Below are 11675 nucleotides of genomic sequence, written 5' to 3' on the forward strand. Positions count from 1 at the left end.
GATGGCCGGCCGTCTCGACCTGCAAATCCCTTCAGCTTTTACCCACCCAGCATAGCGAAGCGCCATAATGTCTGGTAGTTTGTCTCCACCTCCGGGAATCGGCGCTCCATCTGGACGCTCCCGGCCTCGCGCCTGTTCACGGGTGCGGAAATGAAATCCGTCCCAGCTTGGCGGCAGGGAGCCATCGTGATTCTTCTTCCACTTCTCCTCGAACTTGTCATAGTCCTCAGGCGTTTCGCTAGTGAAGTGGAAGACGGAGCGGTTCTTCTGCCCTTTCAGCCAGCCAGCGAGCCTCTGAACCTGGTCATTCACCAAGGCATTCATCGGGTAAAGAATAAGGGCTGAGATGCCGCCCTGATCGCGCGGAGCGGACCAAAGATCGTTCAATAGAGGAATCAGGAAGGATTCTGTCTTGCCAGCGCCCGTGCCAGCCTTCACAAGAATCGCCGGGCGCTCTCCGGGCCGTGCATTGGGAGTGTGCCGTGCAAGACAGATGGCCTCCTCCTGATGAGTGTAGGGATGCCGATCGAGCGGAAACTCGCCGACTTTGGCGAGTTGATTGGCGAGCTCTCGTTCGAGCACCCCTGCTTCAACCAAATCTCGCAGGCTTCTCTTGGCTGGCTCGGATGGGAATGCAGCCTCTACCCAAGGCTCACTGGCGAGGCCACCCTCCTCTGCTGGCTTTTTCCAAATCTGCTCCAAGGCTTCACTCACTTCCGAATCGCAGACAAAATGATCACTCAAACAGAAATTGACGGAACGCTCTTTGAGCGACTTGGCAAGGTGTAGGGTATTGAGCTGGCTCATAGGCAGGATGTTAAACAGTAATTCTGGCGCGGCCCTGCAGGTCCGCCAGCCATTCATGAAGGACAAGCTGGCGAAAAGCCGGTTCATGGCAGAAGCGCCTAAATTCTGCCGAGAACGCCGTCGATACGATGTTTCCACTGAGGTTGAGGGAGGGAATTGCTTTCAGCATGCGGTTTGTATCGACCTTGAAGCGCTTCGCTAGTTGCTCGGCCTTGCCGCTGTCTTGAGTGATCAGTGCGTTCGCGTCTGATGCCTGAACTGCGGCCCCCAAGCCGAGAATCGGACAAATCGTTAGCAATTGATGAGCCAGGGATGCGACGCTTTCACAGCGGCATGCCTTAGCGAGTTTCACGACCTGATCTGAAGTCAGAAGCCTGGGTGAATCGAAGTGACACTCGCGAATTGCCTCAAGCCAATAGCTGTCATCTTTGAGAGAACTGACTGGCAAAGAGCTTTCGCCTCGATCCGCAACTGAGGAGCCGAGCCAAACAGGCAGTGCATCTGCTAAATGCTGCCTGAAGAACGAAGAGAATGGCCCCTGAGCATCTTTGGACAGAATCGGGGCGCGCCACCATTGCAGCCAGGCGGCCAGCTTATTCGAAGAAGGCGCTTGATCATCGCAATCCATCACAGATGTCCACTTGACAGGATGAAGCCAGGACCCCACTCGATGTCCTCGGTATGAAATAGCCAGTCCCAGGAGGTCATTCCAATTTAAATTCGGAATAATGAACGACTGCTGATCACAACTCTGGTCTCTCAAGGAGATGGCAACGACCTTTGGAAGAGAACCCCGGCACCATGCCCAGAGCTGATGCCCTTCATCAAATTCGTAAGGGCCAGCCAATGCAATCAGGCAACCACCTGAGGTAGGCTCCACTGCTTCCATGATTCCTTGATCCGTGCATTCATCTGTCACGGCCAGAAGCTCCCGATCTCCATATTTTAGAGAAACCCTGCCGCCAAGACCCGCGAATGAGCGGGGGTGTGGAAATTTAAAAGCGAGCCTGTCCTTGTACCGTTGCTTGATTGGCTTGGTTTCAACGATCATGCGATGGCTTTCAGACAGCACCCCTTTGGCATTTGGTTCCCAGCCGTTTGGAGTCTTGACCGCAATGGTGATTTCGGCGTTTTCCAGGCGGCGACTCCGGCAGGGTGATTTGCTATCAGGTGCCTCATACTTGCTATCACCTGCCAGGGACCATTCTTTGAAGATACAACCAAGCCATGCGACGGGCTCCAAAGTTGACTCGCGCCACACATTCACGCCCTTTTTTGACAACTTAGCCCCAACCGAAATCCCCTCTACCATGGCTTCCAGCGTCACGGGAATCTCAACAAAGTCAGCGGGATTTTGCCAACGACGCATTTCGGATGATTCTCCAGCTGGCACCCTCACACGAACTTCATTTGCTTTCCATTTATCTGAAGCCACCACGCCGAAAAGAGCCGACTTATCATGAGGGCTGATGCATGTCTTCCATTTCAGTTCGAAACTCTTCGGTGGCTTCGTAGCCCCGATGGGCAGTTCAGCGGGGTCTGCCAGTGTCTCAATCAATGGGCCATTCCATAATTCGCCATCACCTAGCTGCGCTGGGAGCAACACCTCCAGCAACCGTGGCCGCCAGTCAGGGCGAAGCCAAGGATTGCCATTGATCTCCTCAATCACACGCTCTCGGGTCATTTTCCCAACGATTGCAAGCCAGAGCATGTGGAAACTGCCTGACTTCCCGGTTGATGTAAGCAGGTCAGTCAATTCCGCCGGGCGTTTTTTTTGTCGTTCTCCATTCCGATATATGCCCCTTGAGATCATGCTCACAGATTCCTGCATGAGTTCGGAAGAACTTCGGCCAGTCTCGTCTTTCGAGAGCATCTCCACCAGTGCGTAGTCGAAAAGCTTCACATGTGGCCTTCATGAGCAGCCGGAAATGCGTTGTGAACTTCCCTTCATCGTCAAACATCCACCAGGGGATTTCGCTGCCAAATACGGGTGATTCTCGAATGAGCGTCTCTGGTTGAGATAGGTCTGTTCCCCGCAGCAAAATGACCTGTCTGATGAGCAAAGCCAAGCCCGGCAAGACCTGCTCGGGCTTCAATCCCTCTTGGAAACCTTTCCGCCTCAATGAGGCAGTCTCTTTGAAGAGAAGGCATAGACCATCAAGCGCTTCGGGGCTAATGGCTTCAATGATCCTGGTCGCAGCGTCTTCAAAGGAATCCAGTGGCGGATTGATCTCCCCCAAAGATGCTCGTTTGCCAGCGCCCGTTAGACGCTTTAGCTCGGAGCACAGACTGTAGAGATTCACCATTTGATACGTAAGCTGCTATAGTGGAATCCCGAAAGTCGGAAGAGTTTGGTTTCTGAGATTTGCTGCCCCCATTTTTCTGTCAGCCGGGTTCCCTCAATCATCCGCCTCCGCCGCGTCTTTGATGACGAAGCGGGCCTTCAGTTTGCAGACCTGCTGGGCGAGGCCGGCGGCTTCGACGCTGTGGAGGACTTCTTTGAAGTCTTTGTAGGCGTTCGGGGCTTCGTCGATGGGGTATTGGCGGGCGTTGTAGAGGATGTCGTGGGTTTCGAAGTCGGCGTTGACCTCCGCTTGATTCAGAGTGCGGGCGGCGGCTTTGCGGCCCATGCAGCGACCGGCTCCGTGATTGACGCTGTAGCAGCTTTTCACAGCATCGGGCTTCGCGACCATGACGACGGAGCCGTCTCGCGGATTTCCGGGGAGCAGGATGGGGTGGCCGGTTTCGGCGAAGGGCGTGTCTTTGAGCGCGTGGTGGCCGCCGGGGAAGGCACGCGTGGCGCCTTTGCGGTGAACCCACGCGAGCTGGTCATCGACGACTTCCTGACGTGCGATGTTGTGGCTGATGAAATACACGAGCTGGCCGGTCGTCCCTGGCAGCACTTCTTGGAAGGCCTCCAGCACGAGCGCATTGATGAGCAGGTGGTTCACGGTGGCGAAGTTCGCCCCGAGCGCCATGTCATCGAGATACGCGTCCGCCTCGGGTGTTCCGAGCGGGGCATAGACGAGCTGTTTGTCATCGGCCGGGAAAGGCAGGCCCCAGGTGCGGAAGAAGCCTTCCAGCGACTTGAACTGACGCTGCGCGAGGATGTTCCCGAACCCGCGCGATCCGCAGTGGCTGAGGAAGGCGACATGATTGTCCCGCAGGCCGAAGACCTCGGCGGTGCGGCGCATCGCGGGGTCATCGGCGAGCTGCACGACCTCGCACTCACCGAAGTGGTTTCCACCTCCGTAGGAGCCGAGCTGGGTCATCTTGTTTTCAAAGCCGGGGAAGGCGTTGAAGGCGCGCATTTGGTCGAGGCGCTCATGGAGGGTGGAGACGTTTCCGTCATGACCGAGGTGGGTGCTGTCTTCGCAACGCTGCGCCCACTCAGGCGGGATGCCGAGCGCGTCGCACACGCTGCGGCTCGCGCCTTCGGTGCACACCTGCACGCCGAGGTCGGCGGACACGCGGCGGGATTTTTTCGCCTCGCGCTGACCACGACCTGCGCCAGTCGGCGTGCGGGCCACGATGGCGTCGATGAGGCGACGACGGATGGTTTTATCGATGATCTCATCGGCGGGGATGTCCATCTGGAGCAGGGACATGGAGCACTTGATGTCCACGCCGACCGGCCCCGGATAAATGTGCGTCGGCGAGACCATCACGCAGCCGACCGGTGCACCGTAACCGCTATGCGCGTCGGGATTGAGCACGAGATCGGTCACGCCCGGCGCGGAACGCGAATTGAGCGCCTGCTCGATGCAGGATGGGTCAAACCCGGCACGGATCGCCTCCGTGCCGATGACGGTGATGGGTTTTCCGGCGTTGTTGCGGGCTGGTAGGATGGCTTCGGCTTCGCCGGTAATGTGGAAGGGGGAGGAGGACATGGATGGTTGGAGAAATGGAGTGTTGGATTGGCGATTGCGGAGGCGAATGAAGGTTGGTAGAATCACCGCATGACGATCACCGTGAATGAGTTTCAAAGCCTCGGCGCTTCATTGCTGGAGCGGGTGCGTCGTTTTCATGAGGAGGTGGAGATTTTGGATGCTGGTGTGGTGGTGGCTCGCTTGGTTCCCGAAGAGCAAAGTCAGCCTGCGAAACCCTGGCATATTCTGCGTGGGGCCATGGGCATTCACGGTGATCTCACGGAGCCTGTGATGACCGAAGAGGAAGTGGAAGCAGGATTGGCCGCCGAGGCGAAAAACGTGATCGGGAGCCATGCTTCTTGATACGCACATTTTGATCTGGTGGCTGAATCGCACCAGCGATCTGAGTGAATCGGCTCTGCGCTTTCTCGATGCGAAAAATCCGCGTCCGATCATTGCTGATATCAGCTTGTGGGAGGTGGCGACGCTGGTGAAAAAGGGCCGAATCACTTTGAACATTGAATTGCGGGCTTGGTTTGATGTCGTGACGCAGCATGTCGAGGTCATTCCGATCACACCGGGCATCGCGGCACGAGTTGCTGACTTACCAGAGGAATTCCATGGTGATCCTGCGGACAGGCTCATCGTGGCAACCGCTTTGGAAATGGGCGTGCCATTGGTGACACGGGACAAGAAGATTCGGGATTCAGGTTTGGTGCAGATCATGGAGCTGCCGGGTTGAGGTTGTTTCACACCTTCGTCACGGCTTTGAGCCGCTCAGAATCCGTCAGCCCCAGCACCAGCGTGTTTCCCACACCGGTTCCGACTTCCTGGAGGGTCTGCAGGTAGCGGAGTTGCAGAAGCTCAGGGTTGTCGCGCATGAGCTTGGCGGCGTTGGCGAGGGTGCGGAGCGCGGCGGTTTCAGCGCGGGCCTTTTCGAGGCCTGCCTGGGCTTCCTGACGCTGCTGGAGGGCGGACATGAAGCTGCGCTTCAGGTCGGCAGGCAGCATGACATCGCGGATGTCGATGCGGTCCACTTTGAGGCCGAGAGACTGGGCGCGGTCGGCGATGAGATCGAGGAGTTTAGTTCCGTGTCCTGCCTTCTGTTCCAGGAAGAATTCCGCGTTCTCCGCAGCCACGATCTGACGCAGAGCAAGCTGCACTTCGCTGTAGAGCACCGCTGCGGCATCTTGAGTGGCGCGATGCATCGTGAGAGCATCGGCGACACGGAAGGTGGCGAGCGCGGATACCTTCAGCACGACCTGATCGGCGGTGAGGAGTTCCTGTCCTTGCACGAGGAGCATCTGCTCGCGGTTGTCGATGCGCTTCACCTCATGGCCAGCGCTCCACAGGCGATGCTTGCCGGCCGTGAGAGCACGGATGTAGCGGCCATGCTGGAAGAGCAGCGCGGTTTCGTGGTCCTGGATCACAAAGCTGAATCCGGCGGCAGGACGAAAGGTGGAGATGAAGGTGTTCATGATGATTGGATGCTTAAAAATGTCCTTCCCGGATGGCTGGCGGCCCGCTGACGGGAGTTGAATGGCCCGCACGCGGCGGACATCGCCACGCTGCCAGACAGCTCGCAGAGTCATGAGGCCGTTGCGTCCATCTGCCGGAGCAGACTTTCACCCCGGCCATCCGGGAAGGTTTATGTCGATGGGGATTCGCACCCCGAGGTTGCCCTTTACTAGGTGTCTCCTCACCGATGGGCAGCTTCCTTGGGCGTATCGCTTCAGTCAGTGCATGGAGTCGGAGGACAGAAGGATGTATTGCCAGACGCGTGCCAAAACTTGGCACGGAGGGGTCGGATGACGCTGGAAGCCCTGTAAATACAGGGGAAGAAAATTTTTGGAGCGGTTTGGGGGGAAGGCGGCCTGCCGCATCGAACGACGAACAATGCTAGCGTATAGGCTATTGATTTATCCCAGGAGAAGGCTACGAACTCCGCGTTCTGTTCTCCCGTCATGAAACGCGACCAGAAATGATCTGGCAGGCCGATGAGGAGACATTAGAATCACGATATGATCCTCGAAACCATACCCGCTATCCGACAGCTCACGGCGGAGCAGAAAATCCGGCTCTGCTGGGAGCTTGCGGATGATGTCTCAAAAGAGATGGAGGTTCGGCCTGAAGTGCTGCGCGTGCTCGATGAGCGGCTCGACGCCTATGATGCCGATCCTGCGGCGGTAAAGTCGACCAACGAGGTCACGGCGGGCATTCTCGAACTCAAACGCCGCATCGTGGGCGCTGCTGCGTGATCGCATGAAGGAGGTCGTCTGGACTTTGGCCGCGGAGGCGGACGTGCAGGAAATTTATGAGCGGCTGGAACTGCGTGAAGAAGGATCCGGCGATGCCTTTTATGCCGATGTGCTTCATGTGACCCGGTTGTTGGCGCAGTTTCCCGAGTTGGGAACATCCTTGTACCATCGGCGGCTTCGCAGAGTCCTGCTGCACAACCGCCACTACGGCCTTTTCTATGTCTCCGAGGCTCGTGGCGTGGTTTTGCATGCTCTGTTCGATCTTCGACAGGACCCGGCCATGATCGAGAGGAGGCTGCGCGATGTTTAAGCCGCACTTAGAATGCCCCTTGCCACTTCATGCCCGAGAGGGCACTATCCAAACATCATGCCTGCCATCTCCATTCCATGTCCGCCGAGCCTGATTCCCGCACCGATCTCGAAGGTGAACGTGAAGCGCACCGTGGCGGCGCGGCCAAAGCAGGTGACGAAAAGTCGGCCCTCGCTGATGAGCGTGGAAAAACTGGAGGAGATCGCCTCTTCGCAGCCAAAAGTGTCGTCGAGCGAGTTCTGGGCCGACGTGGAGGAGAGCATTGGGCGGCCTTTGAATTTGAGCTGGAAAGAGACCGCGAAATAGCCTGTCTCGAGCATTGGGCGCGTGCTTCAGGTTGCTGGCTGGAATCGGAACTGCCTGAGAGATGGGGCAGCAGCGAAACTTTCGGCGAGCACGACATCGTGCAAAAAGAGGATCGAATCTGGAAGGCAACCAAACCGCAGAACCAGACGGGCAAGCTACGCTTTGGCGTTTATCCGAGCTGCTTGAGGCGAGGAATGGCTGATCCGGTGGATCAGCTCAAACAGCAATCGGGCACGCCCTACCAATACCTCACTCGCCTGGAGTTGCTGAACCGCTGGTGCAGCGGGCCAACTGTTACGGGCGGCATGGCGCTGACCCGTTTGGAAGGCTTCGCACGAGTGGCGGGCCGCTTTTCCATCATCACCTCACAGCCCTTTTTCAACGGGACCGCCATCTGGATGACGCCAGCTTGTCGAACTGGCTTCGTGGACTGGGCTTTCAAAGTGTCACCACAGGCATCTGGTATGATCCAGACATGAATCTGGCCTTGTTCGATGTGAAAGCGGCCAATGTGATCCTTTGCCAAGGCGTCTTCATCCCCGTGGATGTGATTCCCACCGAGCCGCAAGGCCATATGCGGGATGTTTTGAATCAAGCCGTTGCTCATTAACCACTGGCACATGAAACCCATCACCACTTTCGGCTTCCTCGGCTCCACGCTGGACCGCGCTCAGGGCGCGGATCGGTGGTCGAAATGGCGGCCGACGGTGGCGATGTGCCAGCAGGAGGACTTGCTCATTTCGCGGCTGGAACTGCTCGTGGAGCCGAAGTTTGCCGATCTGGCGAAAAGCGTGGTCGCGGACATCGCGAAGGTTTCGCCGGAGACGGAGGTGGTGGTGCATGAGTTCGCGCTGAAGGACCCGTGGGACTTTCAGGAGGTGTATGAGCGGCTTTACGACTTCGTGCGCGGCTATGACTTCCAGCCGGAGAAGGAGGACTACCTCATCCACCTGACCACCGGCACGCATGTGGCGCAGATTTGCTGGTTCCTGCTCAACGAGGCGAACTTCATCCCCGCGCGTTTGCTGCAAACCTCGCCCTCACGCGAGGGCGGACGCGATGCGAAGGCCTGCGGGCGCTACGAGATCATCGACATCGATCTCTCGAAGTATGACCGGCTCTCCACACGCTTCGCGCAGGAGCAGGAGCGCACGCTCGACTTCTTGAAAAGCGGCATCGCCACGAAGAGCAAGGGCTTCAACAAGCTCATCGAGCAGATCGAACTCGTCGCCGTGAACTCCAAAGCGCCTATCCTCATCATGGGACCGACCGGCGCGGGCAAATCCATGCTCGCAGGCCGCATCTACGACCTGCGACGCTCGCGGGTCGGATTGAGCGGTCGATTTGTCGAAGTGAACTGCGCCACGCTGCGCGGTGATCAGGCGATGTCGGCATTGTTTGGCCACAAACGCGGTTCCTTCACCGGGGCGCAGTCGGATCGGCCGGGATTGCTCAAAGAAGCCGACAAAGGCCTCATCTTTCTCGATGAGATCGGCGAACTCGGTCTCGACGAGCAGGCGATGCTGTTGCGGGCACTCGAAGACAAAACCTTCCTGCCGCTCGGCAGCGACAAAGCCGTGCAGAGCGACTTTCAGCTCATCGCCGGCACGAATCGCGATCTGCGGGCGCAAGTCGCCGCGGGCAAATTCCGCGATGATTTGCTCGCCCGCATCAATCTGTGGACCTTCACGCTGCCGAGCCTCGCCGAGCGTCGCGAAGACATCGCCGCGAACCTCGATTTCGAGCTGGAACGCTTCGCGAAGACACATCGCCGCCAGGTGCGCATGAACAAAGAAGCCCGCGAGGCCTTCCTCAAATTCGCCAAAGGCCCGGAAGCGAAATGGAGCGCGAATTTCCGCGACTTGAATGCCGCCGTGACCCGCATGGCCACGCTGGCTCCGAAAGGGCGAATCACGGTGGAGTGCGTGGAGAATGAGATCGGGCGGTTGAGGGAAGGATGGCGGTCAGAGGTGAGAAGTGAGATGTCAGAGGTGGTGTCGGAGGAGCTTGATCCGTTTGACCGTGTGCAGTTGGAGTTTGTGATCAAGACCTGCCGAGAGTCGAAGACGCTGTCGGATGCGGGACGGAGGCTTTTTGCCGTCTCGCGGGCCAAGCGGTCGAAGATCAATGATGCGGACCGGCTGAAGAAGTATCTGAAACGCTTTGATCTGACGTGGGAGAAGCTGCAAAAGGCGGAATGAGCACTCCCCGCTTCGCCGTTGCCCAACTGGATGAGATCACGCCGACGCCTTGCCCTTGCGGGCAGGCACGAAGGGCTTTCAAGGAGCCTTGGAACACGCTGGCGACGGTGCATCTGACGGACATTCATGCGGACTCGAAGGCGCACTGGCATGAGAAGATGACGGAGATCTACATCGTGCTGGAGGGCGAGGGCCATCTGGAGGCGGACGGGCAGATCATTCCGCTGAAGCCGATGACGACGGTGATGATCCGGCCGGGCTGCGTGCATCGCGCCGTGGGCAAACTCAAAATCATCAATGTGCCGATGCCGCCGTTTGATCCGGCGGATGAGTTTGAGGTTTGAGACTGGTCAAAAACGCCGCAGGGTGCTTCAATGGCCGGCATGACGACGGTGTTCACAGACCAGGATTGCACGCGGGTGGGCTATGCCAGGAGCATTCTCGAATCCGCCGGGATCGCCTGCTTCATCCAGAACGAGAACACGCAGACGCTCGGAGTGAGCCTGCTGGGCTACTCCCACACGCCCATTCTCGATCCTGCGCTGTGTGTGGTCGATGAAACTCGCGTCGAGGAGGCACGCACGCTCCTGCAGCAGCATTTCGGCATCGAAGCCGGAAACACCGAGTGGGTCTGTCCCTCCTGCAAAGAATCCAATCCGGCCTCGTTTGAGCTGTGCTGGAACTGTCAGGCTGCGAAACCCCAATGATCACCTTCATGAACAAACTGGCCGCGTTGCTGGCGCTTGTGGCGCCGGCGCTTCTCGTGGCGGAGCCCCCTGCGAAGCCAAAGAAATCCGCCTCCTCACAGCCCGCGGGCTTTCATGAGTTGAAGATCGGCGATCCAGCACCGGATTTCGAGCTGATCGGCATTGATGAGGAGATGCACACGCTGAAGGATTACGCCGAAGCCGGTCTGCTGATGGTCGCCTTCCTCAGCAATCACTGCCCGACGTCACAGGCCGTGGAAGGGCGCATCAAACGGCTGGTGAAGGAGTTCAAAGGCAAAGGATTCAAGCTGGTGGCGATCAATCCGAATGATCCGGCGGCGTTGCGGCCGGATGAGCTGGGATATTCGAAGTACAACGACAGTTTTCCGGAGATGAAGCGCCATGCGAAGGAGCAGGACTTCAATTTTGACTACCTTTACGACGGCGACACGCAGAGGACGGCGCTCGCCTACGGCTGTCTGGCCACGCCGCATGTGTTCCTCTTCGATAAGGAGCGGAAGCTTCGCTACCAGGGCCGCCTCGACGACTCACGCTACGCCGATGAGGCCACGGTGACCGCTGCAGACGCCCGCAATGCGATCGTGGCGCTGCTGGATGGCAAACCGGCGCCGGTGGAAGTCACCCAGCCGCACGGCTGCTCCACCAAGTGGATCGACAAGCGCCAGCAGGTGGCCAGCGACCACGAGAAGTGGGAAAAGGGCGAGGTGGAGGTGGAGCTAATCGATGCGAAGGGCATTGCGGCGCTGCGGAAGAACGACACGAAGAAAGTGCGCCTCTTCAATGTGTGGGCCACGTGGTGCGGGCCCTGCGTGAAGGAGTTCCCCGAGCTGGTGGCCACCTCGCGCAAATTCGGCCTGCGTGATTTTGAACTGATCACCATCAGCATGGATGATCCGAAGGAGATGCCTGCGGTGAAGGCCTTCCTCGAAAAGAACAATGCGATCGTGCCGGACAAGCTGAAGCCGTCACTCCAGGCCGAAGGGCGCAAGGGCAACGCCTACATCTTCAACGAGGCCAGCAGCGAGGCGCTGATGCAGGCGCTGGACACGGAGTGGCCGGGGCCGATCCCGCACACGCTCGTCGTGGCTCCAGGAGGCGAGGTCATTTTCCGCCACACGGGCGAAGTCGATGGCGACGAGCTGCGGGCGAAAATCCTGGATCACATGGGCCGCTTTTACGTGCCGGAGCCGTGACGT

The 11675-nt window shown here is 58.4% G+C and carries 15 protein-coding genes; 10 read left to right on the plus strand and 5 right to left on the minus strand.

What is annotated here, in order from left to right; translation table 11 throughout:
• From IAE77_RS23430 to IAE77_RS23445, 4 genes are all read right to left on the minus strand, one after another.
• On the minus strand, positions 1 to 894 hold an 894-nt coding region (locus IAE77_RS23430), incomplete at its 3' end, for a DEAD/DEAH box helicase (protein WP_294231978.1).
• Entirely contained in the window at positions 818 to 2518 is a 1701-nt protein-coding gene (locus tag IAE77_RS23435; protein WP_294231980.1) for a hypothetical protein, read from the minus strand. The genes IAE77_RS23435 and IAE77_RS23430, both read right to left, overlap by 77 nt.
• A 37-nt stretch (positions 2519 to 2555) precedes the next feature.
• Entirely contained in the window at positions 2556 to 3113 is a 558-nt protein-coding gene (locus IAE77_RS23440; protein ID WP_294231982.1) for a hypothetical protein, read from the minus strand.
• Positions 3114 to 3206: 93 nt separating this feature from the next.
• Positions 3207 to 4697, minus strand: a complete 1491-nt coding sequence (locus tag IAE77_RS23445; RefSeq protein ID WP_294231984.1) for an RtcB family protein — start codon at positions 4695 to 4697, stop codon at positions 3207 to 3209.
• Between the two features lie 69 nt (positions 4698 to 4766).
• On the opposite strand from IAE77_RS23445, the gene IAE77_RS23450 reads away from it, so the two are divergent.
• Positions 4767 to 5039, plus strand: coding sequence for a hypothetical protein (locus IAE77_RS23450; RefSeq protein ID WP_294231986.1), 273 nt, complete (start codon positions 4767 to 4769; stop codon positions 5037 to 5039).
• A 10-nt stretch (positions 5040 to 5049) separates the two neighbouring features.
• The gene (locus IAE77_RS23455) at positions 5050 to 5418 is read left to right on the plus strand and encodes a type II toxin-antitoxin system VapC family toxin (protein ID WP_294231988.1); all 369 of its coding nucleotides are present in this window, start codon (positions 5050 to 5052) and stop codon (positions 5416 to 5418) included.
• A gap of 7 nt (positions 5419 to 5425) precedes the next feature.
• On the opposite strand, the gene IAE77_RS23460 is transcribed toward IAE77_RS23455, so the two are convergent.
• Positions 5426 to 6268, minus strand: a complete 843-nt coding sequence (locus IAE77_RS23460; RefSeq protein ID WP_294231989.1) for a slipin family protein — start codon at positions 6266 to 6268, stop codon at positions 5426 to 5428.
• A gap of 429 nt (positions 6269 to 6697) precedes the next feature.
• Between IAE77_RS23460 and IAE77_RS23465 the strand changes: the two genes are divergently transcribed.
• The 8 genes from IAE77_RS23465 to IAE77_RS23500 all read left to right on the plus strand — a co-directional run bounded on the left by IAE77_RS23465 (position 6698) and on the right by IAE77_RS23500 (position 11672).
• A complete protein-coding gene (locus IAE77_RS23465; protein WP_294231990.1) occupies positions 6698 to 6934 on the plus strand; it encodes a hypothetical protein in 237 nt (78 codons plus the stop codon).
• 4 nt (positions 6935 to 6938) lie between these two features.
• On the plus strand, positions 6939 to 7244 hold the full coding sequence (locus IAE77_RS23470) for a type II toxin-antitoxin system RelE/ParE family toxin (protein WP_294231992.1): 306 nt from the start codon (positions 6939 to 6941) through the stop codon (positions 7242 to 7244).
• Positions 7245 to 7321: 77 nt separating this feature from the next.
• Positions 7322 to 8029 (plus strand): hypothetical protein, encoded by a 708-nt coding sequence (locus IAE77_RS23475; protein WP_294231994.1) that lies wholly within the window; start codon positions 7322 to 7324, stop codon positions 8027 to 8029.
• On the plus strand, positions 8026 to 8160 hold the full coding sequence (locus tag IAE77_RS23480; RefSeq protein WP_294231995.1) for a hypothetical protein: 135 nt from the start codon (positions 8026 to 8028) through the stop codon (positions 8158 to 8160). The genes IAE77_RS23475 and IAE77_RS23480 overlap by 4 nt, the downstream gene beginning before the upstream one ends.
• Positions 8161 to 8170: 10 nt before the next feature.
• Positions 8171 to 9751: an RNA repair transcriptional activator RtcR gene (gene rtcR, locus IAE77_RS23485; protein WP_294231998.1), complete on the plus strand. Its 1581-nt coding sequence runs from the start codon at positions 8171 to 8173 to the stop codon at positions 9749 to 9751.
• A complete protein-coding gene (locus IAE77_RS23490; protein ID WP_294231999.1) occupies positions 9748 to 10095 on the plus strand; it encodes a cupin domain-containing protein in 348 nt (115 codons plus the stop codon). Before rtcR ends, IAE77_RS23490 begins: the two co-directional genes overlap by 4 nt.
• A gap of 39 nt (positions 10096 to 10134) precedes the next feature.
• Positions 10135 to 10458, plus strand: a complete 324-nt coding sequence (locus IAE77_RS23495) for a DUF2007 domain-containing protein (protein ID WP_294232001.1) — start codon at positions 10135 to 10137, stop codon at positions 10456 to 10458.
• Between the two features lie 8 nt (positions 10459 to 10466).
• Entirely contained in the window at positions 10467 to 11672 is a 1206-nt protein-coding gene (locus tag IAE77_RS23500; RefSeq protein WP_294232003.1) for a redoxin domain-containing protein, read from the plus strand.
• Positions 11673 to 11675: the final 3 nt, after the last annotated feature.

This window comes from Prosthecobacter sp., assembly GCF_014879935.1.
GTDB lineage: Bacteria > Verrucomicrobiota > Verrucomicrobiia > Verrucomicrobiales > Verrucomicrobiaceae > Prosthecobacter.

Coding starts and splice junctions, on each gene's coding strand:
- IAE77_RS23470 (WP_294231992.1), top strand. CDS start 6,939: ATGAAGGAGGTCGTCTGGACTTTGGCCGCGGAGGCGGACGTGCAGGAA.
- IAE77_RS23480 (WP_294231995.1), top strand. CDS start 8,026: ATGAATCTGGCCTTGTTCGATGTGAAAGCGGCCAATGTGATCCTTTGC.
- IAE77_RS23490 (WP_294231999.1), top strand. CDS start 9,748: ATGAGCACTCCCCGCTTCGCCGTTGCCCAACTGGATGAGATCACGCCG.
- IAE77_RS23450 (WP_294231986.1), top strand. CDS start 4,767: ATGACGATCACCGTGAATGAGTTTCAAAGCCTCGGCGCTTCATTGCTG.
- IAE77_RS23445 (WP_294231984.1), bottom strand. CDS start 4,697: ATGTCCTCCTCCCCCTTCCACATTACCGGCGAAGCCGAAGCCATCCTA.
- IAE77_RS23465 (WP_294231990.1), top strand. CDS start 6,698: ATGATCCTCGAAACCATACCCGCTATCCGACAGCTCACGGCGGAGCAG.
- IAE77_RS23440 (WP_294231982.1), bottom strand. CDS start 3,113: ATGGTGAATCTCTACAGTCTGTGCTCCGAGCTAAAGCGTCTAACGGGC.
- rtcR (WP_294231998.1), top strand. CDS start 8,171: ATGAAACCCATCACCACTTTCGGCTTCCTCGGCTCCACGCTGGACCGC.
- IAE77_RS23435 (WP_294231980.1), bottom strand. CDS start 2,518: ATGCTCTGGCTTGCAATCGTTGGGAAAATGACCCGAGAGCGTGTGATT.
- IAE77_RS23475 (WP_294231994.1), top strand. CDS start 7,322: ATGTCCGCCGAGCCTGATTCCCGCACCGATCTCGAAGGTGAACGTGAA.
- IAE77_RS23500 (WP_294232003.1), top strand. CDS start 10,467: ATGAACAAACTGGCCGCGTTGCTGGCGCTTGTGGCGCCGGCGCTTCTC.
- IAE77_RS23495 (WP_294232001.1), top strand. CDS start 10,135: ATGACGACGGTGTTCACAGACCAGGATTGCACGCGGGTGGGCTATGCC.
- IAE77_RS23460 (WP_294231989.1), bottom strand. CDS start 6,268: ATGACTCTGCGAGCTGTCTGGCAGCGTGGCGATGTCCGCCGCGTGCGG.